The organism is Aliikangiella sp. G2MR2-5, from assembly GCF_015687155.1.
GTDB lineage: Bacteria > Pseudomonadota > Gammaproteobacteria > Enterobacterales > Kangiellaceae > Aliikangiella.
Window position 1 is genome coordinate 444,021 of sequence record NZ_JADPQF010000001.1, and the last position, 25,781, is coordinate 469,801.

At 42.5% G+C, this 25,781-nt stretch carries 19 protein-coding genes; 17 read left to right on the forward strand and 2 right to left on the reverse strand.

Annotated features, from left to right (window positions below; translation table 11 throughout):
• The first annotated feature begins 2 nt into the window (after positions 1-2).
• The 12 genes from IYN84_RS01915 (at position 3) to IYN84_RS01970 (ending at position 13,983) form a co-directional block, all read left to right on the forward strand.
• Positions 3-1,166: a hypothetical protein gene (locus tag IYN84_RS01915; RefSeq protein ID WP_196137476.1), complete on the forward strand. Its 1,164-nt coding sequence runs from the start codon at positions 3-5 to the stop codon at positions 1,164-1,166.
• On the forward strand, positions 1,166-1,516 hold the full coding sequence (locus IYN84_RS01920; RefSeq protein WP_196137477.1) for a hypothetical protein: 351 nt from the start codon (positions 1,166-1,168) through the stop codon (positions 1,514-1,516). The genes IYN84_RS01915 and IYN84_RS01920 overlap by 1 nt, the downstream gene beginning before the upstream one ends.
• Entirely contained in the window at positions 1,506-2,597 is a 1,092-nt protein-coding gene (locus tag IYN84_RS01925; protein WP_196137478.1) for a hypothetical protein, read from the forward strand. The genes IYN84_RS01920 and IYN84_RS01925 overlap by 11 nt, the downstream gene beginning before the upstream one ends.
• Positions 2,594-4,030 (forward strand): S8 family serine peptidase, encoded by a 1,437-nt coding sequence (locus IYN84_RS01930; RefSeq protein WP_196137479.1) that lies wholly within the window; start codon positions 2,594-2,596, stop codon positions 4,028-4,030. The genes IYN84_RS01925 and IYN84_RS01930 overlap by 4 nt, the downstream gene beginning before the upstream one ends.
• 127 nt (positions 4,031-4,157) lie before the next feature.
• Positions 4,158-5,891 (forward strand): hypothetical protein, encoded by a 1,734-nt coding sequence (locus tag IYN84_RS01935; RefSeq protein WP_196137480.1) that lies wholly within the window; start codon positions 4,158-4,160, stop codon positions 5,889-5,891.
• Positions 5,892-5,925: 34 nt separating this feature from the next.
• On the forward strand, positions 5,926-6,981 hold the full coding sequence (locus IYN84_RS01940; RefSeq protein WP_196137481.1) for a hypothetical protein: 1,056 nt from the start codon (positions 5,926-5,928) through the stop codon (positions 6,979-6,981).
• 14 nt (positions 6,982-6,995) lie between these two features.
• Positions 6,996-8,360, forward strand: coding sequence for a hypothetical protein (locus IYN84_RS01945; protein WP_210330264.1), 1,365 nt, complete (start codon positions 6,996-6,998; stop codon positions 8,358-8,360).
• A gap of 74 nt (positions 8,361-8,434) precedes the next feature.
• The gene (locus tag IYN84_RS01950; RefSeq protein ID WP_196137482.1) at positions 8,435-9,670 is read left to right on the forward strand and encodes a hypothetical protein; all 1,236 of its coding nucleotides are present in this window, start codon (positions 8,435-8,437) and stop codon (positions 9,668-9,670) included.
• A 34-nt stretch (positions 9,671-9,704) separates the two neighbouring features.
• Positions 9,705-10,769: a hypothetical protein gene (locus IYN84_RS01955; protein ID WP_196137483.1), complete on the forward strand. Its 1,065-nt coding sequence runs from the start codon at positions 9,705-9,707 to the stop codon at positions 10,767-10,769.
• A complete protein-coding gene (locus tag IYN84_RS01960; protein WP_196137484.1) occupies positions 10,769-12,511 on the forward strand; it encodes a hypothetical protein in 1,743 nt (580 codons plus the stop codon). Before IYN84_RS01955 ends, IYN84_RS01960 begins: the two co-directional genes overlap by 1 nt.
• A 317-nt stretch (positions 12,512-12,828) precedes the next feature.
• On the forward strand, positions 12,829-13,299 hold the full coding sequence (locus IYN84_RS01965) for a DUF4920 domain-containing protein (RefSeq protein ID WP_196137485.1): 471 nt from the start codon (positions 12,829-12,831) through the stop codon (positions 13,297-13,299).
• A gap of 51 nt (positions 13,300-13,350) precedes the next feature.
• The gene (locus tag IYN84_RS01970; protein WP_196137486.1) at positions 13,351-13,983 is read left to right on the forward strand and encodes a PepSY-associated TM helix domain-containing protein; all 633 of its coding nucleotides are present in this window, start codon (positions 13,351-13,353) and stop codon (positions 13,981-13,983) included.
• A gap of 61 nt (positions 13,984-14,044) precedes the next feature.
• On the opposite strand, the gene IYN84_RS01975 is transcribed toward IYN84_RS01970, so the two are convergent.
• The gene (locus tag IYN84_RS01975) at positions 14,045-15,229 is read right to left on the reverse strand and encodes a fatty acid desaturase (RefSeq protein WP_196137487.1); all 1,185 of its coding nucleotides are present in this window, start codon (positions 15,227-15,229) and stop codon (positions 14,045-14,047) included.
• A 243-nt stretch (positions 15,230-15,472) separates the two neighbouring features.
• Between IYN84_RS01975 and fabR the strand changes: the two genes are divergently transcribed.
• A complete protein-coding gene (fabR, locus tag IYN84_RS01980; protein WP_196137488.1) occupies positions 15,473-16,093 on the forward strand; it encodes an HTH-type transcriptional repressor FabR in 621 nt (206 codons plus the stop codon).
• Between the two features lie 31 nt (positions 16,094-16,124).
• Here the strand turns inward: fabR and IYN84_RS01985 are convergent, their stop codons facing one another.
• On the reverse strand, positions 16,125-16,373 hold the full coding sequence (locus tag IYN84_RS01985) for a hypothetical protein (protein ID WP_196137489.1): 249 nt from the start codon (positions 16,371-16,373) through the stop codon (positions 16,125-16,127).
• 149 nt (positions 16,374-16,522) lie between these two features.
• On the opposite strand from IYN84_RS01985, the gene IYN84_RS01990 reads away from it, so the two are divergent.
• From IYN84_RS01990 to IYN84_RS02005, 4 genes are all read left to right on the forward strand, one after another.
• Positions 16,523-17,062 (forward strand): elongation factor P hydroxylase, encoded by a 540-nt coding sequence (locus IYN84_RS01990; protein ID WP_196137490.1) that lies wholly within the window; start codon positions 16,523-16,525, stop codon positions 17,060-17,062.
• Entirely contained in the window at positions 17,055-18,173 is a 1,119-nt protein-coding gene (locus IYN84_RS01995) for an ATP-NAD kinase family protein (protein WP_196137491.1), read from the forward strand. The genes IYN84_RS01990 and IYN84_RS01995 overlap by 8 nt, the downstream gene beginning before the upstream one ends.
• Positions 18,174-19,262: 1,089 nt before the next feature.
• Positions 19,263-22,088 (forward strand): PD-(D/E)XK nuclease family protein, encoded by a 2,826-nt coding sequence (locus tag IYN84_RS02000; RefSeq protein WP_196137492.1) that lies wholly within the window; start codon positions 19,263-19,265, stop codon positions 22,086-22,088.
• On the forward strand, positions 22,081-25,656 hold the full coding sequence (locus tag IYN84_RS02005) for an exodeoxyribonuclease V subunit beta (protein WP_196137493.1): 3,576 nt from the start codon (positions 22,081-22,083) through the stop codon (positions 25,654-25,656). Before IYN84_RS02000 ends, IYN84_RS02005 begins: the two co-directional genes overlap by 8 nt.
• Positions 25,657-25,781: the final 125 nt, after the last annotated feature.

Genomic DNA, 25,781 nt, shown 5'->3' on the forward strand with positions numbered 1-25,781 from the left:
ACATGAATGACGTTCGCCTTTCTGCTCCACCTCCGCCCATTGTCGGGTTTGCCAATACGATTTCGGCAGACAACTCTTCATTGAGCGAAGGGAGTCACCAGAACCTGGAGAGCCGTTCAAATGGGTTAGGTAATGATGGTATCAATCATAGCGCCAACAATGAGATCGAGTATCGAAATACAGGTTCCGCAAATGTTGGCAGTTCTCAAATGAATAACCAAAAGAATGTCAGTCAGCCCGTCAGAGCAAGAGCGCTGGCAGAAGAAGTAGAACAACAGCAGGTACCCAAAGTTAAGAAGCAGGCGACCGATACAATCGCAGCGAAAGCTGGAGCCATGGTTAATGAATTAGACTTTCCCGGGTTTGTCTCTTCATTAGTCAATGGAACATTTGATGCTGTAGTGGATGCCTCTATCCGCCAGCTCGAAAGCTACAGTGATTTAGTGGCAGCGATCAGTAAAAGTGTTGACCAGTTTACTGCTGAAAATGTAACGGACAATCAAGCAAGGGACTGGCTCGCACAAAAATATACAGGTGACGTTTCTTTGGTTTTACCTTCTACACCTGGAAGTGGTCAACCGCAACTTTTTCCCAAAAGTGACGGCTTAAGTCCTGACTGGCTTGCTGATTTTGATATGCAGGGAGAGGAGCTTACCAGCGAAATTTTGGAAAGAGAACTATTGCCTAGAGTTAGAAATAAAGTTGGTGCCGAAAGACAACAGCTGCTAGCCAGTATGGTGATGCTGGGGATAAATCGTATAGCCGTTAAAGATGGCTCGATTACCGCCAAAGTAATGTTTAGAGCGAACGCTCAAGATACGGCGAAGGTTGACTACGCTACAGGAAGCGATCCGCAACAAGCACTTACCCAGGACTGGGGACAAAGAGGGAGCAGAACCTACAACCAGGCCAGTACGATGGTATCGACGCTGGCGGTAAATGCGCAAAATGAGTCGAGCGTAAGAGCCGACTTATTTGGCGAAGTTAAGCTCAACTTCGTAAGCGAAGCGTTGCCAATAGATCAATTGACCGGTGCTGAAACTATTGCATTAATACAAGGTTTAACCCCTGCCATAAGTCGTCAAAATCTGACTCAGCAAAACGCACCGCAAAATTCTCAGTCGATAAATCAACAGCCCTCCATTGTTAATGGAGGACAGAACTAATGCTTAGAGATTTTTCGACAGTTCTGATCGATCTTCAACAGGCTTTGGTTGAAGCTAGTGAAAAATCGAAAGGAATGATTTCCGTACTAGATGCTGAAATGAAAATTCCAATTGATATGCGCGTAATTTTCAGAGATGGCGAAGCTGTGTTGTTAGGAGATGTTCCTCGCTCGATTGAAGATGCCAATTGGTTTGACGAGCTTTCTAGTTTGAAAATCTGTTGGCAGCAAACAGATATGTCGGAGCAAGCTTGTACTAGAAATTCGAAAAATATTAGAGCAGATGACGAACCAGTTCTAACTCGAGAAAATGCTTCAACAAGTTCTCAGGAGGAAAATAATGGCTTCTGATATACCTCCTTTTATTCAGGAGAACGGTGTTCCATTTGACCTGTTTATTCAGTCTCTGACAGATCAATTGGATCGTGCCCAGGCGGCAATGGCACTTAAGTCCAGAGTTGGAAAACTTCCGTTGACATTTGCCGTTAAAAATATCGAGTTGGACCTAAAGGCTGATATTCAAATGATGGATGATGAAGTTTATATCCAACCTGCGAGACCCGGGGTTTCCAATGCAAGTACAATTAAGCTTGGTTTGACAACTATTACCAAACCAATGATCGAAGAGAATGCCATCGACTTTGAAGCAGAAGAGCCAGAAGTATCATTGAGAGATGCTTTAGGAGGGGATCAGGAAAGTGAGGATTTGCAAAGACGCCTGGAAAAAATAGGCGTAAGAAGTGTTAATCAGCTAGTTGAATTACGAAAAACTGCAGGCTCTGATGTTATCGCAAGATTGGCTCGACTACCTCAAAATCGAATGCAGCGTCTTTTGCAAGTCGCTGATGCACCGAAAGTTGATCGCGTTGACTATTCTGGTTTTCAACCAGATAACTTTGAAAATCCGTCACAAAATAAATTTGACTCCGTTAGGCCAAATGGCTTTGAACAAGATTCTCATTTGCAAAATGGTCAATATATACAGCCAGGGCTTAGAGAAAATTTATCTCCAGGAAAACTTCCTTCAGGTCCGAGTCACCCCACACGAAATTTGAAGGATAGCTTGCGAACGAGCAATATCGATTTACAAGCAAATTCATCTCGTCAGAATCAATCGGGTGCAAGTCAGCAACAGTTACCCACTAGATTGAGAGTAAAGACTCCGCTGATTAGTCATAAAAGAATGCCTAAAGTGATTGCTGATGGACGACCTGTCCCAATTGTTAAGCTTAAGACTGGTGAACTATTGTTAGAGCCGTTGGCTTCTCAGTTGGGTTGTGAGGCAACACTTGAGTTAGTTGGTGGCGAAAAGGTGAATCTGACCCTGGTTGATGGCTACGATGGAACTCGCCATTTTGTCGCTAATGGCAACCCCATCAAGCCTGATGGAGCATCAAATGATATTCATAATGCCGAGGAGAGTTCAAAATGATTGCTCCTTTGTCTTCTGGTTATGCTTTAACTTCTACGATACCTAATCGTTTGCTGTTAACGCTTAGTCTGGGAGAGATGCCAGAAGCTATACCTAGCTTACGAGCATGCAAAAAATATGGAGTACATCAATGCGCAAACATTGATGGCGGACCTATTGATCGAATTCTCCGATCTTTTGCTGGAGGAGCCAGAGCATGTCGATTACATAACTCGAGAACTCGAGTGAGCGAAAGGCCACATGTGTGTGGCGCAAGACGTTATGACGAGGCAGAGCAAATTTCAGGGGTAGCGCGTGTTTTAAGAATTGAAATTCAGGATTCAAGCAAATTACAGCATTTACTGAATGCTTTGGAGCAAGTGCCAATTGTTGAAAGCGTGAGTCCGGATCAAATTTGTATTTCACCATTTTATTCGGAAGATTTAACTCCACTTGAGAGTGTCGATAACAGGGTTAACGAAGTTCAGTCCTGGCGCTCTCGTGAATTAGTCCGCCTACCTCAAGCACTGGGATTTGAACCCGGTGATCCATCGGTTGTAATCGGCCTGGCTGATACCGGAGTTTTTTCAACCCACAATGAGTTTACGCAAGGATTACGTCGTGGCTTTGATACAGTTGATTTAACCCAGGCGATGGTTGGTAGTTTGCAGCTGGTAGGAGATAACCGCCGCTTCGATGAGTCGCCTGCAGACGAAGTGGGGCATGGTACCGGTTGTGCCGGAATTTTAAGTGCATACGGATTTCAACTTCCGCCCGGTGTCGGAGGCAACTGTGGATTAACACCGGTGAGAGTTTTAGGCGCAGGTCTATCTAATCGTCGACGTATTGGGATAGGGGCTTTATCGAATATTGATGCTGGTATGAAGCGTTTAATCGATCTCAATGTAAAAGTTATCAATATGAGTTTTGGTACTGCCAAATCTTCCCTACATGACAACGCACCTACACCACATAAAGAAGTCGTTGATTATGCATTGTCACGAGATGTGATTTTAGTCGCCGCAAGTGGAAATTCGGGCATTGAAGAAGAATATTTTCCAGCTGCCCATCCCGGCGTGATCGCTGTAGGTGCTGTCGATGATTTAGGAAATCCATGCCAGTTTAGTACTCGAGGAAAACACGTAACTTTGTCTGCTCCAGGGAAAAAGATCTGGACATCAGGCATCGACGGATATCAACAAGTTTCAGGGACAAGTTTCGCAGCACCTTTTGTCGCAGGCGTTTGTGCGCTGATGGCCTCTTTCGCGTTAAAAAGGGCTTTGCCGTTTAATTCGTTTGATGCGGCACAAGTCCTGAGAGAATCAGCGAGACCTTTTGCACAGCCGAAAGTTCAAGGTTATGGCGCTGGTGTACTGGATGCACTGAGTGCGTTGCAAACCTTATCAGGTAAATTGAATAGTCACCGATATTTGCAACAGTCAATCGGTTTTTAGCTAGTTGTAAATTTTTGGAAAGAAATTGAGAAGTAAGTCGAGAAGCTTTTATCAAGTAACTCAAAGCACGGTAGAAACCGTAAACGATAGATACAGTTAAACTAAATGCCTTAGAGGAGGTAACATCATGACCCGCAAAGTGTTAGTGGATCTGGGCGAACGGGACTACCGTGTTCGGATTGAACTGGAAGAAAAAGCCCAAAATATTCGGGTGTTAGATAAACCGACAGCTCAGCAACTCAAGGAGTTGGAAACTATTGAGCGTGCTCTAGACCGAGATGTCGTAATTGATCCTTTTTACAGAGAAGTTCTTTCTACTTATCTGCAAAAAGATGAAGACCAAATCAAAAAATATTTGCATGAATATGGCTTGATGGGAACGCAAAAAAGTGCTGTAGGTAACGACTTGTCTCCGCGAGAAATAGAGGTGGCATCGATTTGCGGTCTTATGCAACTTGATGGGATTACTGATCCTAAAAGAGCCCACTTTCAGAAAAAAGTAAGTGAGGCTCAGGGAGAGTATCGAACTAATCCTGAGGTATTCTTAAAGGTTTTCAAATGGCTGGCAGAACGTCACAAAGTTACTGTCGAGAGTCAAATTAAGCAGAATCTGATATATGAAGGAATTGTTGGGTGTGTCCGCCCGGGAGGCGCAATAAGTTCTCGTCGAGATCCCGAAACTGGAGAGATGAGAGAAACTTATGGAGATGATAAAAAAACGAATAAATCTGTTCTGGTAAGAGCCGATGAAATAAACGTAATTTCAACTAAACTTGCCGCGAGCGTCGTTAGAAAACTGGTGGCAGACAGAGTTTCTGCGAATGACGCTTTTCTTGATACTAAAATCGAAGCAACCTTTGAAAATACCGCAGGATATCAGGATGGTGGACCGCTTTCTTCAATGGAAATAATGCTGCCAGATTTAGAAGATGCAGTTGATATAGAAATCATTAAAGATAATTTGTACGCGGTACAATCGATGTACTTTTTTATGATGCTTGAAGAAGCGCGCTTGCCTCAAGTTGTTGAGTATATTTCTGAGGCATGGCGACGTGGCGCTATCACTTTAGGTAAAGGCCCTGCTGGCGATGCTTTATACGAACATCACCGTCAGGCGAATGAAAGGCTAAGTGAAATTGAAAGGCGAAACTTCTTTATGGGGACTTTTGGAACTCCTGGAGGTGATCCTGAGTACGGTAAAGAAAACTCTATGTTTCATGAGCTGATGTTAAGAACAACGTCTTCAGTGTCGCAATACTTTAGAGAGTTTTCTACTCACAATGTTTTTCTATCTCAGGAAGGAATCAGAAAAGCTTGTCGAGAACTTGCTGCCAACTTATCTGTACATGGCTATGGTATGGCTCACTATACAGCAATTGAATTGCAACAGACGATCCTTGAGTATCGAGACCTTCTTTCTGATCCTGAAATTTTGCGAGCTTTCGGAGCGAGGGATATGTGGCAAGTTGTTGATCAGGTAAATGCAAATTATCTGAATGGATTGCGTAATACCTATCGATATCGAATCCAGGCGCATTCTGGTGCAATTATTATTCGATGGCTAGCCAACAATCATCAAAAACTTGTTGGACGCACAGGACTAGATGTCATTTCAACTGAAATATTGTCGAATCCTAATTTGCGCAGTTTACATACTCATCGTCCACTGGTTAATCCAACTGATTGGGATTTTATTAATGCTTGTGAGCAATGGCTTGCTGTTGGTGGAGTGCATGATGATAGAGTTGATTTATATTCGCAACCAATTGAATCTCCAGCAATATCTACAAGGCCAACATCTATGCCCAGAGTAGCGAGAGATGTTTTAGATAGTGTCGGTATTGAGCTTCCCGGAATGTAGAACTGGTACAACTTTTTAGAGGACGGAGTTTGTTATGCAACACCATCATAAAAGAACAACTCGACCTATGTCTGATTATGTGAAGCACTCACTGAATTCTGCTTCGCGAGTACTAGGAATCAAGTCGCCAACCGATTATATGGATGACTTTATTAATAGGTCTTTCAGTTTGCCCGAAAATGACATTGCCTATGCAAACAATGAACTAGCACCTGGCGCGGTTCCTTACGAACCGTCATTTTCGGAAACCGAGCCCAACAAATTAAGGTTCACTATTCAGCCATTAGGGCCAGGGGCGCCACCTATCGCAAGGCGTGATGATGCCACCCGTGAAATGCGAAGGATGATTCTACCGACTTTTGGTCGAGATACCTTGCATTGGTTTGACGCGCTAAGTGAAGAATGGCGAGGCTTTAATGGCTTGGGCTGGATGTCTTACGGTGCATGGTTTGGTAGCGCGTTTGACGAAGACGGGTTATATGCCACCAAAATCTATTATGAATTATTGCCTTCACAGATTGATGCTTTGTCACCACAACTGGCTCAAACCAGCAAACTGGTAATGGCTGAAATGCCAACTTTGTATCCCATTTTTACTTCGATAGGTTGTAAGCGTGACTTGGCAAGTCAACGACTTACATTTATGCACAGGGGTCCACTCAATGTGAGTAATTTAGGACCTTTGATGAACCGGTTGGGAATCGGCCATCGGTTGCCGAGCTTAATGCGAGTCGTTGGTTTGGCTTTGGGGGGGCGGTTTGAGTTACCGCAAGGTGGTGCATTGATCGGTTTACGTCATACGCCTGAGGGAGTCGAGTTAAAGCTTGAAATCTTATTGGCATCTTTACCCGATTTGCCTGGTCGATTTATTGAATTGTTACGACTTGGTTTAGCCGAACGACCACGGCAACTCAGCGCAATGGATAGATGGCTTGCAGCTTTTGGTGTCGATAATGCTTCTGAACAAGGACATTTCTCAGTGTTAAGTGTGAGAGTTAGTCCAAAGAGGGAAGCGAGCATAAGTCTTTACGTTCGTCCGATAGAGTTCGAACTTAAAGATACAATTGAAGAAGCCAGGGCGCTAGCCTGATAGAGGAGAAGCCAATGTCTGCTAATGTGTCAAATTTGCCAGGTGGTCATTCTGCGCTTAATGGTAACAACATACAAAGCGGTAGCCACAACCAGGGAGGTTCCAATCAGGGAAATTTGCGACCTGTAGCGAGCCAGGAGAATATTGATTCAACTCGGCATGCTGTTCATAAACTGCTGAATAAAAGCGAAGCATTTAATGCGCTAGACGAAAATAAACGTCGAGCACTAGCGAATGACTTGGTTCATATTGGCACTTATCTGGCAGAGCCGGATGGAATGCGGATTAATCCGAATAAACAGAGTGAACCAGTAAGAGCAATGGCAGAGGATGGCGTAAGAAGGAATAGCCAACAGTCGGGTGACGGTACATTCAATGCGCAAGCTGCGCGAGAAGGTGCCGCTGTAGCGGGTGCTCTATTAGAAGCTGTAAATTTTCCTGAGTTTGTTTCCGGATTAATTGACGGAGTTTTTCATTCGATCGTTTCCAGTTCAATCGAACAGATGGAAGCTTACGCAAAACTGGTCGCCGATGTTTCCAAAAGTATCAACCAGTTTAGAGATGAAAACACTACTCAGAATCAAGGGAGAGATCATCTGGTAGACAGCTTTCCAGATATATTTGAACTCAGCGTTGATACCGGAGAGTTTGGTTCAGATTTTGGAAATTTTGACGGTGAGGGTGAAAGTCAAAGACCGGGGCCTCGCGTAGTTTTACGGGATGGAGTTAATCAAAGAGATGCAGTTGAAAGAATTAATAACGAACTGCCGTTGGAAGAGCCGTTAACAAGAATTGATGATAATTTAGTGGAGGCTTTACTTGTTCCTGCGGCCAGAACCCAGCTGGCAACCAGCAGACAACAGCTATTGGCTACAACGATAATGATGGGAATTAATCGGGTGGTCGTAACTGATGGTAGAATTGCTGCCAAGGTTATGTATGACTTCCGAGCAAGAGATAACATGAAATATCGTAATAGCGCTCAACAGTTTGATTACGGTGATCAGCGAATCACAACAAGTGAAGGAGCTTACGAATCGGATAGTGCCTACAATAGTCAAGGGGCAAGTATGAGTTCCGATGGTGACTACAATGGCGGCAGGCGAAGTGGTAGCTATTACTCGAAAGGGCAGTATAAAAATACGTCTCAGCCGGTACTTAAGCTTGCATCAGCTTCACAAACCGATATTGACGCGGACTTGTCTACCAAAGCTTCATTATCCGGGACAGTGGAAGTTAATTTCAAAAGTGACTACCTGCCACTCGAAAAGTTAGCCAACCCTGAGTCTATTGCGGCGATCCAAATGAATGCTCAACCAGGAATGGTAAAAAATCTGGCAAATCGGCCACAAAATTCAAGCGGGAGTTCCGGTTCTTAAGGCTTTAATCAGACTAGATTAAGTCGATTTACAAAACCTTAGGTTAGAGAAATTTTTTCGATAGGACTTTGCAGATGTCACAGAATAACCTGGCGCTAGCCGCTCAAAAAAATGATGAGAATGAACCTGCTTGGTTAGCTGATTCAACTTTGTCTGCCGTACGTCCACATGTTAAACGGTTGCTTCAACAATCTCCTGGATTTAGAGAGCTGGCTCCGGATAAACAACGTGAGATTGCAAAAAATATGGTTCATGTTGCTGCATATATGAGTAATCCTCAGGGATTAGCGGAACAGGAACTGACGCCGGGGCAAAGTATACTATCTCACGCGCAAGCGGACGGTGTTAAACAAGCCAAAAATAAGGCTTCCGATAAAATTGGAACTTTTGCTGGGTCAGACTTTGAAGCGGGGGCGTTAAAGCAAGGAGTTGAACAATACAAAGAACTGATAGGTGCTGTTGACTTTCCAATGTTCGTTGGAGGCTTAATAGAGAATGTCTTTCAGGCGATAGTTAATGCATCGATTCAGCAAATGGAAGCTTATGCTGAAATGCTAAAAGCTGTCGCGCAAACTGTTGATCAATTTGCACAGGAAAATATTAGCCTGAATAATGCGCGAGATTGGTTAACGGATAAATTTCCGGGACAGCTCACATTAAGCGAAGAAAATATCGAAGATACAGGCAGTCCACAACTTGCTGTTGCAACAGAAGATGAAGATGCCTTTTATTCGCAAATTAATCAGGAAATGGAGCTGGCTCGTCCGGTGAGTGATTTGTCAGATCCTGAAGAAGAATCTCGCCTGGTTCAGGCTGCTCGTCTTCAAATGGCCAAGTCGAGACAACAAATGCTCGCTTCTATGGTTGTTCTAGGCATAAACAGGATTGTCGTTACTGACGGTGCAATAAAAGCAAAGGTGGTTTTTCAGCTAAAAGCAAAAGACAGCGCGAAACGCGAAGCCAAAGCGTCACTCTATGACAGAGATTCAAGCTACAACAGAAATACTTCTTACGCTGGCGCGCATTTTGGCTGGGGAGGCGCAGCTTCAAAAAATACTAATGTTCAAAGTCATATGACTGCAGTTTCTTCGGCAGTAGATGAAGACTCAGAATCAAAAGCAGAATTAAAAAGTAAGCTTACCGGCGAAGTGAACGTTAATTTTAAATCGGATTATTTCCCGATGGAAAAACTTGCGTCCCCGGGTATGATTTCTGCAATTCAAGGCAATGCTACTCCTTATGATCCTAATTATTTGCCGGGTAAAAGAGAGGCTCAAACTTCCAATAGTGGCGATACCAGTTCGTCTTAAAGTTTAGGGGTTGTTAGATAAGGAGTTGATGACTATGGATAATAAATTAGCATTCAAAGAATTTTCAGCAATTGAAGCTGCTGATTCTGGTTTCAGTGATTCTACTATCCGTAGTACTCCCCCAATTAATGTTGAGCAGCTACAACTGGCGGTGAGCTTTGCTCATGGCCTGGTGATTGACAACGCATCGAGTCTTGCAATGAGCATGCAAGAAGTCGGTGACGTAGCATTGCCAGACCTTAATATTGATGGCAACTCTGCCGCGCGTGACTATTCCGCACTCAAAACATTGTCACCACTATATCTGGCCTTCGAGTTAGAGCAGGCTGGGGTACTCAAGACTGCAGAGAGAATTTCTGGTTTGTTTTTTAGCGGTGCGATAACCCAGCCTCTTGGGGAAGCTGAATCATTGATTAGAGAGTTCTGGCAAAACAGGCGTCAACGTTTGAACAGGCAAGAGAGAGAATCCCTATTTCAACAGACTTTTGAATATCGATATTTTTACCCTCAATTTAGTCGACTGTGTCAGGCTATCGTCGCATTAGCGGATAATACTCACAGGGATATTCAAGAGGAGGTACAGCTGGATTTCGCATTGCAAAATTTACGAGAATACTTGTTTTCTCGTTCGTTTGGTATGGTCACTTATGTTGCGGAAGATATTCTCTCTGCCATTACATCCGCACTGACTTTTCTCAAACAACCTCATGTTCTAGGAGCATTTCATGTAAGAAGTCTATGGGAATTACTTTCGGTCAGTACAAGTGAAAACCAGTATAAGATACGACAATACGCAGAAATGGCGAGTGCAGGAATGTATTTAATAAACTGGGTTTCATCTCCGCAGGCTGGTCAGCTACAACTTCAGAATAAGGATATTTCGCAGCGAATTTTTTCAGCAGCCCATCGCTGGCTTTTGGCATTCTCAGCTCTGGAGTCTATTCAGCACAAAAGTCTTGGTCAAAATTCTCGAAATCAATTAGGGGCGACTCCTTTTAGCACTTCAACATTTGAGTCGACTGAATATGAATCTGTGACCTATAGCCGTGCAGCTCGAGATCAGGCAAACAGTCAAATGTTGTCAAGCTGGATAAGTTAATGGGTCAACTAGCCAGAGCGCAGAAGCTTTATAGTGAAGAGCAGGGGGCTCCTCCAATATGGTTGCGTTCAGCTGTTCGCGAAGTGCTTGACAAGTCAGATGGTTTTCATCAGTTAGAACCTGAGAAGAAGAGAAGCCTGGCGCAAGCCATGGTCAAGGTTTCTTCAATGGCAGCAAAGTTAATCGCAGAGGAAAGCCTGGCTGAACAAAAAGTCAATCAATCGGAAATTTCGCGCGATGGAACTTTTGAGTCAGGGCTGTCAGAGCTAAAAGATGCACCGGTATTGGCTTACGCTCAAAGTCAACCTGAGTTTGGTGAATCCGCTAATCGAATTGCCGGCGTAACGAGAAACGTGCTAAATGCTGTGTCCTTTCCAAGGTTTGTAACCGACCTGGTAAACGGGGTATTCGAAGCAATGTTAAATTCGACATCACAACAAATGCAAATGTATGTTGAGCTGCTTAACAATGTTTCTGCATCAGTAGAAGGGTTTGAGCAGACCCAATTTTCGGCACATGGTATTCGAGTGTGGCTTACTGAACAGTTTCCTGATGCCTTTGTATTGCAAGGGGGGGATGACGATTTCGGTTTTGACGATGAGGATGATGAGCCTGACGAGGATGCCGAACCACCAAGGCTTGCTCTGCGCAATGGTGGTAGTATGCCGAGTCAGGATGCTATGAGGGCTGTCTTTGGCTTGACTCCGGGAGAAAATATTTCAGCTAGCAATCCTGAGCAGCTGGTTCCCTATGCTAGAAGACAGGTTGCTCGACAGCGCCAGCAGATGCTCGCCACAATGGTGCAAATGGGAATGCAGCGCATTGTTATTGATAGCGGTAAAATTAATGCCTCGATGCGTTTTCACATTGATACGCGTAGCGCTGCAAATCAGGATCGCGGCAGAGAGTTTGGCATGCAGAACAGAGTTAAGGCTGCCGGAAGATTTGGCATGGGACCCTGGGGAGCATCGGCCGAAGTTGAAAATAATATCAGTTATGTTTCAACTCAGAGGAGCCAACGTACCGAAGAAATTAATACTGATCTGGAGTTAAATTCGTCAGTTGAATTGAATTTTAGAACTGATTATTTGCCGCTAAATGAGATGGCGGCTGAAGCGCAAGCGGACAGAATACGTCGGGCATCTCTAAATCCTTCAGCCGCCAATGATACGAGTGCTGGAGACAGAGCAACGAGGCAAAGAGAACAGAGAGCTGCTGAGAGAGAAAGGGCGAATCGAATGCAACTTAATCAGCCTAATACTGCCTCCACTCCACTCACCCCTCCTGCCTCAGGTTCTGTTAGCTCTAATAACCAAAGCCAAAACAGGCAGTCCGCCAGCAGTGGTACTTCTAGCAGTAGCCGTTCTTCACCCAGAAATGCGTCTGGCGGCAGTACATCCAGCGGCAGTACATCCAGCGGCAGTACATCCAGCGGCAGTACATCCAGCGGCAGTACATCCAGCGGCAGTACATCCAGCGGCAGTACATCCAGCGGCAGTACATCCAGCGGCAGTACATCAAGTGGCAGTACATCCAGCGGCAGTACATCCAGCGGCAGTACATCCAGCGGCAGTACATCAAGTGGCAGTACATCAAGTGGCAGTACATCCAGCGGCAGTACATCCAGCGGCAGTACATCAAGTGGCAGTACATCAAGTGGCAGTACATCAAGTGGCAGTACATCCAGTGGCAGTACATCCAGTGGCAGTACATCAAGTGGCAGAACATCCAGTCGACGTTGATTGATGTAAGCCTGCCTGTCCCAAAAATGATAGGTTGATCGCGGTTGACTTTTAATTTTTCTCTTTACCTTTACTATCTAAACCGAAAACTATTTTGCACCTTAAACTTATCTTTCAGTCGGTGCAGTTGAAATACTCATTTCTTGCTTACGACTATATCCATCATTGAAAATGATTTAAGATACTTATACAAAAACAGGAGCAAAATATCGCGCCTGGAGAATAAGAATGAGTAAGTTTGAAGCTTGAATAAGTATGCAATTAGATGATTAACCTGCTCATCTCAGCTGTAAACTACCAACTAAGGGAAATGAATAATGAAGAAAACTCTTAACTTGATCCTGTTAATACTTTTTTGCTCATCGGTTTACGCTCAGGAAGAGCGTTCTTTTGGCGAAGGAGCCAAGATGGACAAGCTCGTACCTATTTCAACAGTTCTGGCGTCCCCGAATAATTATTTAGAGAAAGAAATTACAGTGGCAGGAACAATTGTTTCTGTATGTAGTAAAAGAGGATGTTGGATGAAACTGGCATCAGATAAAAAGTTTCAGACAATGAGAATTAAGGTCAGAGATGGTGATATGGTGTTTCCATTTAATGCAAAAGGACAGACAGCATACGCAACTGGCATATTAAAGCCGATTGAATTAACGAAAGAAAAGGCTATTGCCTATTTGTCTCATCTGGCACAAGAAGCTAAAGAGAAGTTTGATCCTGAGAGTGTCACCGGTGGAATGACCATCTACCAGCTTTCGCCTAATGGTGTGACTATCAAGTACGCTAATTAATTGTTTATTGACGTGGCCAGCATTTTTTCATTACGTCCAGTAGAATCCACCATGAATCAATCAGAAATTATACAACAAGGCGATTCTCGTTCAATCGAATTTACAAAAATACGATTGGGCGTGAATAAGAGTAAGGGAAACGCTCGCAGGATTATCAGAGCCTTACACAGAGATATTGGTTATTTCTGCGTCGGAATGACTATTGTGTTTGCCATTTCTGGATTGGCAGTGAATCATATTGACGACTGGAATCCAAATTACGAAGTTAGCCGTCTAACCAAATCAATAGAAATATTGCCTCAGTTGAAAGAAAGTGAACAACTTAATTCGATCCTGTTGAAGCAATTAGAACTGGATATTGAGTTGCGAGCAGAGTTCTGGGAGTCGGAAAATCGATATAAGCTTTTTGCCCAGAAAGATATGACTATAGACGTAGATTTTTCGAAGCAGCTTGCGGTTATCGAGTCTGTAAAACCTCGACCAGTGTTAAGCCTTTTTAATCGACTACACCTTAATGATGCTCACAAAGCATGGGTTATTTTTTCCGATATTTTTGCTGTCCTTTTATTGTTTTTAGCCATTTCTTCGTTCTTTATGCTAAAAGGCAAAAAAGGCGTACAGGGGCCAAAAGGACTTTGGGTGTTGGCAGGGTTGATGGTGCCGGGTATATTTTTCTTTATCTAGACTATCTTAATAGAGACAGAACAATCGGGAGCCCAGGTAAGGGCTCCAGTTAGTTTGCTAATCAAGCATATTGGTGAACAAGGTTTTTCCATACTCTTTGTTGTTGTAGCAGGTTTAGTTTAAATTCCTTATAGCGTTGATTAAGTTGGCTTAACTCTGCTTTTTCCATTAGCTGTGTCCTGGTTGATTCGAGCCAGTCCTTTTTTATTTTATAGTAGTCATTCATTTTCAAAATCAATGACTCGTATTCTATTTGTAATCTTTCAATCAGCTCTTCTTTTTCGGGCAAGCTAAGTTGTGTTAGTTTTTTAGTGGTCTTTGCTAGTTGTTGTGCTGCAATAGCCTTGGCGATCTTTGCTTCCGGAATACGTTTCAGATTTTTAGCCAGGCCAAGAAAAGCGAGACATCGGATAAACCACTTGGTTGGATCGAACTGCCACCATTTAATCGCATTTCGATAATCATATTGAAACGCATGATGAAAATTGTGATACCCCTCGCCGTAAGTAAGTAGTGCAACAAGGGGATTATCCTTTGCAGTATTTTCAGCATTATAAGGTTGTGAGCCCCACATATGAGCAAGCGAGTTAATAAAAAAAGTGACATGGTGGCTGATTACGAGTCGCACAAAGCCAACAAGAATTATGCTACCCAGAACATTGCCATTGATTAGCCCGAAAAGAAGCGGAAAACCAAAGTTTGTCAGAAGTACCAGCAATAGATAATTACGGTGCTGCCACATTACGACTGGATCTCTCTGAAGATCTTTGACGTTGCTGTAATCAGTGTAACGGTGCGCCTGATACTCCCTTAGCATCCAGCCAATATGTGAATACCAGAATCCCATCTTGGCTGAGTAGGGATCTTTGTCATTATCATCGACATAGCGGTGATGTATTCGATGATCTGAACTCCAGTGCAGTGCGCTGTTTTGAATAGCAAATGCGCCACCAATCGCATAAATTATCCTAATCCAGCTCTGCGTTTCATAAGCTCGGTGAGACCATAGGCGATGATAGCCTGCAGTTATGGACATACCACAAAACCCTGTTGCCAGTATGAAAATCAGCCAGGTTTGCCAGTCAAGATCATAAAATGCAAGATAGACTGGCAGACCAACTATCGCAATCAAGAAAGTTAAACTGAATACCGCAACATTTAGCCAAATGATCGGTGGCCGGGTATTGTGTGGAGAATGATTAAAAGAGTTTTGCTGGGACTTTGTATCTGAATGATCTTTCTGCATTGATAAAACCGTTACTATCTATTTTTAATTCGAAAATGCGATTCGATTAAAATCTGAATTCGCTTTTTGATTATAGCTAATCAAATTTTATTTCAGCGTACAAGTGTACGCTTATTTGTCGCGCAAGTATATCGAGTCAGTCACAACAAGGCAATGCCCAAAACATATGTTAGCTAAAACTGAATTTTAATGAGTTTTTGTGTAAACTCCCTATATTCAATGAGTTACTAGAAAATATTCTCTATGACCCTGTCCAGAGCAGAGCAAAAAGAAAAGACCAGAAGAGCCATTATTGACGCTGCTCTCAGGCAATTAAGTGCCGGCAAGTCCTTTGATGCCCTAAGTTTGCGAGAAGTCGCACGAGAAGCAGATATCGCTCCAACCTCTTTTTATCGTCATTTTAAAGATATGGAGGAGTTGGGGCTGACACTGGTAGATGAGTGTGGTTTGGCACTCAGGCAAATAATGCGTAAAGGCAGAAAGCGAATTGAAAATGCAGGTAGTGTAATTGGTACTTCAGTGGATACTTTTATGGAGTTTACCGAGGCAAACCCTAATATATTTCGCTTGCTGTTTCATGAACGCTCAGGAACAAGCCATGGGTTGCGGACTGCAGTAGCCCGTGAAATACAGTATTTTATTGTGGAACTCAGCGATTATATCGAAACTGTCGGCTATGAAGCCGAGTCCGCGTATGCTCAAGCTGAAGCAATGGTTGCAATCGTTTTTAACGCTGGAGCAGAGTCTCTGGATGCCAAGCCTGCTCAGCGCAAGGAGATTGCAAGAAGAGCGAAAATGCAGCTACGCTTCATTGCATCGGGGGCGGCACAGCAGTTAAAACCTTTTAAAGGAAAAGATCAATAATACCTGGCCTAGCTCTGTCTTATTGGTAGCTTTAGAGCTTGTAACGCAGATGTTTGTATTGTGGTGAATAGGAAATGGCTTTCAACAGTGAAACAACTCTCTGAGGCGCCGGAGCAAATGATGGAAGTCTGTACCAATGATCGCCATGCCCCTTGTATACAACCAGTCTGGGCTTGTTGGTGCGCCAGAATTGATATTTTTTAGGCAGATGTCGCAAAGTAATCTGGATACATCCCTCATCTTTAGGATCGGATTCCACTTTAACGATTTGTTCACTCATATCAAATTCTAATAACAGGGTGTAGATAAAGCTTCAGGGTAACCAGTATAATCCCCTGATTACCGATATAATTATAGTCAATTTAGCTGACATCGGCAGCGAAAATAGTCCTATTTAGAAGGCAAAAGCCGACAATATTTCCAAAAAATATGTTAAATGAAGTAAATAAGCTGAATACGCTGGTAGAAATTTTTAATAAACTATTCCAGAACACTGAAAATACCGTTTTGCAACCCGGTGCCGATGAACCTTTTTATCAGGCTCCCAGTAACAATAAAGGGGCGGTTATTTACTCAAGAGAAGATTACTTTTCCAGTGCTCTACATGAGATAGCGCATTGGTGCATTGCCGGTAATGAACGCCGTAAAATTGATGACTTCGGATATTGGTATAAGCCTGAAGGGCGAAGTATTGAAGAGCAGCTGGCTTTTGAACAAGTGGAAGTAAAACCTCAAGCTATAGAGTGGGCGTTCCATATGGCATGTGATCATCCATTCCATTTTTCCGCTGACAATTTGAGTCAGGCAATAGAAGCTTCAGACTCTTTCAAACTCAATGTTAGTAACCAGTTAAATATCTATCTTGCTAACGGCTTACCCCGGAGAGGGCAAATATTGTTTGAAGCACTCAATTCATATTTCTGTGCTGGACGGGAAGTATCGACCATGCAGGTGAATGCTAATGTTTAAACTAGGATTGATTATCAACCCTTTTGCCGGTATCGGCGGAAGAGTGGGCTTTAAAGGAAGTGACGGAGCTGACATTCGTGCTAAAGCTCTGGCTATGGGAGCACCGCAATTGGCCGAGCCCAAAACCAGAATTTGTCTTGAGCATTTAGCTGAACTGCAAGGAAAATATCAGATACTGACTGTATCTGGGGATATGGGGGAGTCGCTCTGCCAGCGAATGGCCCTCAACCACAAGGTTGTCTATCAAGCGAAATCACCATCTAATGAAGACGATACGCTTGGCGCAGTTAAAACCCTGTTAGAAGAGAAAGTTGATCTTATTTTGTTTGCTGGCGGTGACGGTACCGCGCGAAATATATTCGAGGCTTGCGACGAAAATCAGATGGTTTTGGGGATTCCTGCCGGTGTGAAAATCCACTCAGGTGTGTACGCGATATCTCCCGACGCAGCCGGTCAAATAGTTAAGGCATTAGTTTGTGGCGAGATGATGAGTCTGCTTAATGCAGATGTTATGGACATCGATGAAAATGCTTTTCGTGAAGGGATTGTCAAAGCTAAAAAATATGGATATCTCAATATTCCCGGAGCTTTGCAATTTGTTCAATCTACCAAAAGTGGTGGCAAGGAAGTTGAAGAGTTAGTTCTGGAGGATATTGCTGCGGAAGTTATCGAAGAAATGGAAGATGATACCTACTATGTGATTGGCTCTGGAACTACCTGTGCCGCGGTTATGGAACAGCTTGGCTTAGATAATACTCTTCTCGGCTCAGACATTGTTTTTCAGGAATCTCTTTATCTGTCAGACGCGATCGAGTCAGATCTGTTGGCACTATTGGAAAAAGGACACAAAGTTAAATTTATCATTACGGTAATAGGAGGGCAGGGACATCTTCTTGGACGTGGCAATCATCAATTAAGTCCATCTGTGATCCGTCAAGCAGGTTGGGAAAACTTTGAAGTTATTGCAACCAAAAGCAAATTAACAGCTTTGAATGGTAGACCGCTACTTGTTGATACCGGAGACAAGGTGCTTGACCAACAGCTTAAGGGTACCAAAAAAGTTGTCACCGGATATCGAGACTTCGTACTTTACCCGGTAGGCTTAGGCTAAGTGATGCAGGCCAATTAATGTCGCTTTTATTAATCACAAGTGAATTCATTGTTTCTGGGACCTACTTTAGTTAACCAATCATGTGTCTTCTGACTAGAAATCTTGTAACTGGAAACTATCCTGCTACCACATATTTGATAGGTTGAATAACAAAAAATGTGAACCAAATCTCGCAATAAAAATTTTCCTTATGCTAGCCAATCAGGCGTTGTAACTTACTGAAAAATTTAAATTTTTTATACCGGAATCCAATTCAGGAATTGGTAGTGTGGTGCTGTGTTTATCTTTGTGGGATATTGACTGCATTCTTTGTGAGAAATATCTCACAAAGACGTGAGAAATAGCCGAATGTGAATTAGGATATTGGTAGTTTTTGTTTAGGGATATATCTATGTTGTTGTTTTTAAATAATATTTTTTGTCATATCTCTATTAAAAATAACCTGTACAATTAAATTGTTATTATTTCACACTTGTTTAAATACAGTGTTAATCTAAACTTCATCTTGTCGCAAGGAGATGCAGACAAGGAAACACTGCTTGATGGAACAAGCGCATTGAAATGATTTCAATGAAGGACAAGCTCAAGATGAGCTGATTGTGTTGCTAAAGGAATAAGGACGAAGGAAAAGGGAACGATAAGGACGTTGAAGGATTTTGAGGACTTAGAAGGAACTAAGGACTAACGGATTGCAAATTGTCTTCAGGATGAAGAACAAGGATGAGTCAGGGAAGAAAGGGACAAGGGTTAAGGAATAGCCCATCAAAGGAACTGAAAGGACTCGAGGGAATTATTACGGAGCCATAAGGAATAGGCAAAGGATTATTCTTGGATAGGTCGAAGAAAATTAAAAAAGGCAACCGCGAGGTTGCCTTTTTTATTGCCCGACGGTGGAGAATTACACCAAATTAAGACCGTGAATCAAAAGTTCTGGTTGCAATATGCCACTACATATCTTTTTATAATAAAAATCATTGCTTGCCAAACGACTGCAAAGTCATTGAAAATAAAAGACGCTGCGCGATAAAAGCAGCAAAGTTTGAATGATAAAGACTCAAATTTAAGTAGCATAATAAATATCTGAGCAATATGCCGATAGCCATAGATACTTCCCAAGTAGCACACTTTTTTAAATCAATAGAAAGTACAGAGCCGGAAAGCTCTGAAAATTCTTTGATTTTAACTCCGAATGCCAGAACTCAAAGTGCTGTTATTGCCGGCTTCATGAAAGATGTTAAGCAGCATGACGTAACATATTCTCCAAACATAATGTCAATAGGCCAGTGGCGAGATGAGCTCTGGCGTAGCCTGGCTTTTACAAAGGTTTTACCGGTGGTAATTAATCAATTGGAGTTAAAGTTCTGGCTTAAAGATCTTATTGCTAAAGAAGATAACTGGCAGCTTACCAACGAACTGGGGGTAGCTGAAAAAGTTCTCGATACTTTTAAAAATCTAACTCATTGGCAAATCAGTATTAGCGATTTGCCCGAAGCTATGACTCAGGAACAAAGGTACTTTGTCCAATGGATAGAGCAAATGTTGAGCTATCTAAGTGAAAGAAAGCTTATTCTCGATTGCCAAAAGTGGCCGATAATCTTAGAGAATCTAACCAAACTCGAGCGAGAGCTACCCAACAAAGTATTAATGATCGGCTTTAATGAAGTTACCCCTGTTGAGAATGCATTTTTAGAAAAAATACAAGAGCGTAATTGCTCCGTGGAATCATTTTATCCACAAAAGAATGAGCCCAATGTCTATAAGGCTATTTGTCAAAATAGTTCTCAGGAAATAGAATTCGCTGCAGCTAAGTCCTTAGAATGGACGAGCGCCTATCCAGATGAAAGCATTGGCGTTGTGGTACACGGCTTGTCTGGCCAGGTAGAAAAGGTTCACCAGATTTTCAGTGATTATTTTCAAGAGGATGAAATTAAGCCATGGAGTGGGTTGGGCAAGTGTCGATACAACGTTTCTGCAGGCACTCCCATTGCGCAAATCCCAAAAGCTTCAGCTGCGCTAAAAATACTAAAGTTAAAATCATTTGAGCTGAGTCTTGAAGAGCTTAGATTTATTAAGAATACTCCTTTTATCTACTGGGGAGAGTTTGAGGGCACTATCAAAAACTTTCTCAATCAATTAAGTCTGCTCGCATTGCCAAAATACCGAGTGGACTATCTAATAGAGCAGATCAATCAGCATGAGAATGTCAACCAGTTAAAACTTTTGCGCGCACGGATTATCGAGTTAAAAGAAAGAAGCTTTATTACCAGAGCTCTTCCGGCCTGGAGTCGCTCTTGGAAACACTGCCTGCAACAATGGGGGTGGGGGACCATTGGTGAAGCTTGTTCAGATAGCAATCAAAGTCATTTTAATCAAGGCATTGATGATTTTTCTGTAAAGGTTGAAAGTGATTTTCTGGATTGTCTTATCGACTTTTCTAAACTCTCGATAACTGGCATTAAATATAGTCATAAAGCCGCTTTTGAACTTTTTACTCAACTAGTAAAACAATCTGCTTTTCAGTTACCCAGTGACAGAACTAATGTTCACGTACTCGGTGTACTGGAAGCCGTTGGGCTTGAATTTGATAGAGTCATATTGATTGGATTTAATCGAGGTAACTGGCCGCAAAAAGCTTCTGCTAGTCCATTTTTGCCTTATGATTTTCAAGGAATGCATGATATGCCTGGCTCTTCTGCCGAGCGGGAGTATCGATACGCAGAGCAGGTTTCTCGTTCACTGCTAGGAATTGCTGATGAAATATGTATTACTCAGTCTAAAACTAGCGAAAACGGAGAACAGCTTTCATCAATATTTTTTGAATCGATACCGGTCAAAGAATTCCGCTTAGATAAGCTTATTAAAGGTTCGGTAAAACTGAACACGGATTATCGGTGGAGGAGTGATTGCTCAATAGATATTCCTCAAGGAACGGTGAAAGGTGGTGCCTATCTACTCAGCGATTATGCCAAATGTCCTTTTATGGCTATAACTCGACATGTATTAAAAGTGGATGCCTCCGAAGAGTTAAAAGAAGGAATCGATCCCCGAGTGAAGGGAACCTGGTTACATAGAGCTGTTGAATTATTTTGGAATCATACTCAGAGCCAGTCCAATCTGATTTCTCTTAGCTGCGATGAATTGATAAGTAAAGTCGAGGAGTATGTAAATCAGGCAAAGGTTGAACAGGAACATAAACTTTATGCCGCTGTTGCGCCAGAAATTATTGAAATAGAAAGACGTAAAATGATAACCCTGATTTCTGAGTGGCTTGAAATCGACAAGCAGAAACCAGCATTTAGAGTGAAAACTGAAGTCGAAAAGTCTCTCGAGCTAGCTGGGCTCAACTTTTCCTTTAAAATTGATAGAGTAGATACATTCGAAAATCAAAGTATCGAAATTATCGATTATAAAACAGGAAAAGTTAGTGTAAAAAAATGGATGAGTGAAAGACCGGAAGAAGCACAGATGCCGGCTTACGTAATTGCATGTGAGAATGAAGCTCAAGCAATCAACGAGCAATTGAATCTGAGTGCTTTATCTTACGCCAGGCTCCGTACCGGAGAAGTCTCCAGAGTTGGAATTGTTTTTGACTTAAAAAGCTCTTCAGAATTTCAGGTCTTTGAACAGACTGTCAATCAACCATTTAAAGTTAAAAAACTGAACAAAGAAGTATACGACACGCATCGACCTCTTAAAACTCAGTGGCGAGAAAATCTTGAAAGACTTGCTGCAAATATTGCCAGTGGAATGGCCCCTGTGTCTCCTGGAAACATTAATGAAACTTGTCAATTTTGTGAATATAGTAGTTTTTGCCGTATAAAAGAAGAGCAACCAGAAGAGAGTATCACTAACGATTTTATGAGTTTGGATGTTGCCACTGACCATAGTAATCAAGGAACGCATACCAATGACTAGAGTCGTCGATCAATGTGTTCGCGAGGAACTACTCAATACAGAACGATCTTTTATTGTTCAGGCACCCGCAGGATCTGGAAAGACAGAGTTGTTGACTCAGCGAATTCTTGCATTACTCACCGTTGTTGAAAAGCCTGAAAATATTTTAGCTATTACCTTCACTAAAAAGGCTGCAGCAGAAATGAGAGAAAGGGTAGTCTCTGCTCTGTTGCTTGGTCAACAGGGTGAGCCTGAAGCTGCCCACGAGAAATTTCGTTGGCGTTTAGCACAAAAAGTTTTGCAACGGGATCTGAAAATGCAGTGGAAGCTTGTTGGCAACCCTGCAAGGTTAAATATCACTACAATCGATAGTTTATCCGCTAGTCTGAGTTCTGCCTTACCTTTACTATCTCAGACAGGCGCGATGCCATCGATTGCTGAAGATGCAACCAGTTATTATCGTCTGGCAGTTGAAGAGCTGATAAATAGCGTCAGTGAAGAAGGTGAAACTGCGGAAAATATCCAACAATTACTGAAGCATAAAGATAACAACTTGCCTTTGGTAATGAGTCTGCTTTCGCAAATGTTGGCAAAACGTCTTCAGTGGCTGTCGCCCTTACAGCAGCATGCAAGAACCTTCAATCAAAGTTCTTTAAGCGATGCGTTGGAAAATATTATTAGCTCTACGTTGATGGAGTTATATCACTCGATACCGTTGAATATTACCTGTGAAATTGCAAAAATTCTGAACTTTGCTTCAGCAAATTTGAAGCGTGCAGAAAAAGTCAGTGCAGTTCGAGTTCAAGCGCTGGATGAGGTGGGGACTATAGATTTTCCTAACATAGAAGCTCTTCCTGTCTGGAAAGCTATAGCGGAATTGTTTTTAACTGCAAAAGGAGAAATGGTTAAGTCTTTAAGAGCCGACAAAGGATTTCCAGCCAAAACGAGCGGTAAAAACAAGGATGAGAAGCAATTATTCGAACAAAGCAAAAAAGAAGCATTAGATATTGCTAAAGAGCTTGCTAACATGCCGCAAGTGGTAGAGCTTTTAAAGCAGGTTAGTTTTTTTCCGGATGATGTCCATCGAGCTACACAACAGCCTAGCCTTAAAGCTGTTGTTGCTTTACTTCCAGTTGCAGCTGCTCACTTAAAGCTGGTTTTCAGCCGATATAATGTGATTGATTTTTCAGAACTTGCTTTATCTGCTCTGGATGCTCTAGGACATCCGGACATGCCAACCGACCTGGCATTAGCGCTGGATTATCGACTTGAGCATATTTTAATTGATGAATTTCAAGATACATCGCAACCTCAAATCGAGCTGATTGAAATGATGGTGGCTGGTTGGGAAGAAGGTGATGGTCGCTCACTATTTCTGGTTGGCGATCCGATGCAGTCAATTTATCGCTTTAGAGATGCAAACGTTAGCCTTTTTATGCAAATTCGAGAACAAGGCATTGCGCATTTACCGCTCGACTTCAGGCAACTTAAAGTTAACTTTCGATCAAGTGAAAAGATCGTTAACTGGGTGAATCAACAATTTTCAAGTGTTATGCCAAAGGAGGATAACATTGCGTTGTCTGCTGTCAGCTATGCACCTTCGGTCGCTTTTAATCACTCCCGAAAGGATGATGAGGTGGCTTGCATATTATTTAGCGGCGCGACAGATAACCTGGCACAAGCTGAATGGGTAGTTGCGGAAGTTAAAACGCATTTAAAGCGCAACAAGGAGTCAGGAGATAATAAAACGCTGGCTATTCTTGCAAGAAGTCGCGCTCATTTTAGGGAAATTGTCGAGAAACTAAACAGAGAAAGTATTATTTATGAAGCGATCGAACTGGATTCTCTTAGCGACAAAGTGATAGTTGCAGATCTCACCAATCTTGCATTCGCGCTTACCGATCATTTTGATGAACTAAGCTGGGCTTCGATTATGCGCTCGCCCTGGTTTGGTTTGACTTTAAATGATATCAAAAAGGTACTCACAGCTACTGATGTAAACCAGTCCTTGTTGAAAAGAATAGTTGCGGCTTCATCACAATTTCCTGATGACTCGAGGCGACGTTGTGAGAGAGTTTTACCTATTTTACAGTGTGCAATTGAATCAAAAGGAACCAAGCCATTTAGGAAGTGGTTAGCAGGATGTTTTATTTCTCTGGGGGGAATGTCCCAATTAGATTATCAGTCAGAAAAAGATGATTTTGATGCCTGTTTAGATAAACTTAGCGAAATCAATGACGGCGGTGAATTAAATGATCGAAGGCTGGTTAAGGATTCCATCGCAAAGTTGTTTGCTGCTCCCAATCCTGAAGCCGACGGTCAAGTTCAGTTGATGACCATTCATAAGTCGAAAGGATTAGAGTTTGATACGGTTATTTTACCCTGCCTGGATAAATCCCCACCAGCAGAAGAACAGAGCTTGTTGAAGTGGACGGATATTATTGATAATGAGGGAAATACCAATCAGCTACTTGCCGTTTCTCGCGAAGCAGGTAAAGAGTCAGACGAAGTTTATCAGTTGATTAGTTATCTGGATAAGCGAAAGGCAGAATATGAGTTTCAACGTGTTCTCTACGTTGCCGCTACTCGAGCCAAAGAAAGGCTGTATTTGTTGGGCAATGTTAATGCTGCTGAAAATGTCCAGGGGGAAGGATTGTCAAAGGCAGCTCAGGTGGCTGATACGCAGTTTAAAATTCCGAATAAAAGATCCTATCTCGGGATAATATGGAAGGGGATTATAGAGGAAGCAAAAGTTTGTCAGGTGGCACAATCAGAATATTTTTCCAAAACTGAAGAGTCAACACAACAGGCTTATATAAACCGCTATACCAAATTAATTAACCTGAACAAAATTGAATTGCTTCCAGAGTCACAGACTTCATCCGGTTCGCCAAAAGTGGCTTCGAACAAAGCTGGCATATTAAATCAAACTGATAGTTCAAAAAAAATACAGCTGGATTTTTCAGAGAATTCCATTGCCAGGAGTGAAAGTACACAGGTTCGCAATGAGCAAGATGTGCGCTCTACGCAAGAATATGGAGAGCAATTTCATGAAAGTCAGGAGTTCAATATCGCTGTTGGAAAGGTATTGCATAGTTATCTTGAGTGGATAGCAAACCATTGGACACCGGGGTACATTTTGCCGTCGGGCTGGAAAGAAAATGCAAATGTGTTATTGAGGGCAGAAGGTATTTATAGTGATGATGATGTTGAGCGTGGAATTCGGAGAATAGAGTCTGGCCTGACTAAAACTTTACTATCTGACTTCGGAAGAAAAATTCTGGGTGCATCTACATCTGCTCGGTCTGAGCTCACTTTGCACAAGAAACTGGAAAATGGATATTTCTTAACTCGAATCATCGATAGAACTTTTGTCGATGAAGGGGTACGCTGGATAGTAGACTATAAGTCCGCGCAGCCACAGAACAATGAATCGATAGAGGCATTTATTAAGCGAGAGTCAGCCGCTTATATGCAACAAATAACTGACTACTTCAATATGTTTATCAAGCTGGAGGAGCTGCCAGTTAAGGCCGGACTTTATTTTCCTATGCTGGACCATTTTGAGCTTTTGCTGGAGTCGCGATAGACGCTTTTATTCAACAGGTCCAATTCCTGTTTGCTTTTTTCTTCCTAAAATATCTGTCTTAAACCGACTTCATCTATCTCATCAATCAATAAAAGGTGCCTGAACAGCGGGATTCTGATAGTATT

Bases quoted from the DNA above. Each gene is read 5' to 3' on its own strand.
- IYN84_RS01975 (WP_196137487.1), bottom strand. From the start codon at position 15,229: ATGCAGAAAGATCATTCAGATACAAAGTCCCAGCAAAACTCTTTTAAT.
- IYN84_RS02005 (WP_196137493.1), top strand. From the start codon at position 22,081: ATGACTAGAGTCGTCGATCAATGTGTTCGCGAGGAACTACTCAATACA.
- IYN84_RS01965 (WP_196137485.1), top strand. From the start codon at position 12,829: ATGAAGAAAACTCTTAACTTGATCCTGTTAATACTTTTTTGCTCATCG.
- IYN84_RS01920 (WP_196137477.1), top strand. From the start codon at position 1,166: ATGCTTAGAGATTTTTCGACAGTTCTGATCGATCTTCAACAGGCTTTG.
- IYN84_RS01930 (WP_196137479.1), top strand. From the start codon at position 2,594: ATGATTGCTCCTTTGTCTTCTGGTTATGCTTTAACTTCTACGATACCT.
- IYN84_RS01970 (WP_196137486.1), top strand. From the start codon at position 13,351: ATGAATCAATCAGAAATTATACAACAAGGCGATTCTCGTTCAATCGAA.
- IYN84_RS01955 (WP_196137483.1), top strand. From the start codon at position 9,705: ATGGATAATAAATTAGCATTCAAAGAATTTTCAGCAATTGAAGCTGCT.
- IYN84_RS01915 (WP_196137476.1), top strand. From the start codon at position 3: ATGAATGACGTTCGCCTTTCTGCTCCACCTCCGCCCATTGTCGGGTTT.
- IYN84_RS02000 (WP_196137492.1), top strand. From the start codon at position 19,263: ATGCCGATAGCCATAGATACTTCCCAAGTAGCACACTTTTTTAAATCA.
- IYN84_RS01990 (WP_196137490.1), top strand. From the start codon at position 16,523: ATGTTAAATGAAGTAAATAAGCTGAATACGCTGGTAGAAATTTTTAAT.
- IYN84_RS01950 (WP_196137482.1), top strand. From the start codon at position 8,435: ATGTCACAGAATAACCTGGCGCTAGCCGCTCAAAAAAATGATGAGAAT.
- fabR (WP_196137488.1), top strand. From the start codon at position 15,473: ATGACCCTGTCCAGAGCAGAGCAAAAAGAAAAGACCAGAAGAGCCATT.
- IYN84_RS01960 (WP_196137484.1), top strand. From the start codon at position 10,769: ATGGGTCAACTAGCCAGAGCGCAGAAGCTTTATAGTGAAGAGCAGGGG.
- IYN84_RS01985 (WP_196137489.1), bottom strand. From the start codon at position 16,373: ATGAGTGAACAAATCGTTAAAGTGGAATCCGATCCTAAAGATGAGGGA.
- IYN84_RS01995 (WP_196137491.1), top strand. From the start codon at position 17,055: ATGTTTAAACTAGGATTGATTATCAACCCTTTTGCCGGTATCGGCGGA.
- IYN84_RS01925 (WP_196137478.1), top strand. From the start codon at position 1,506: ATGGCTTCTGATATACCTCCTTTTATTCAGGAGAACGGTGTTCCATTT.
- IYN84_RS01940 (WP_196137481.1), top strand. From the start codon at position 5,926: ATGCAACACCATCATAAAAGAACAACTCGACCTATGTCTGATTATGTG.
- IYN84_RS01945 (WP_210330264.1), top strand. From the start codon at position 6,996: ATGTCTGCTAATGTGTCAAATTTGCCAGGTGGTCATTCTGCGCTTAAT.
- IYN84_RS01935 (WP_196137480.1), top strand. From the start codon at position 4,158: ATGACCCGCAAAGTGTTAGTGGATCTGGGCGAACGGGACTACCGTGTT.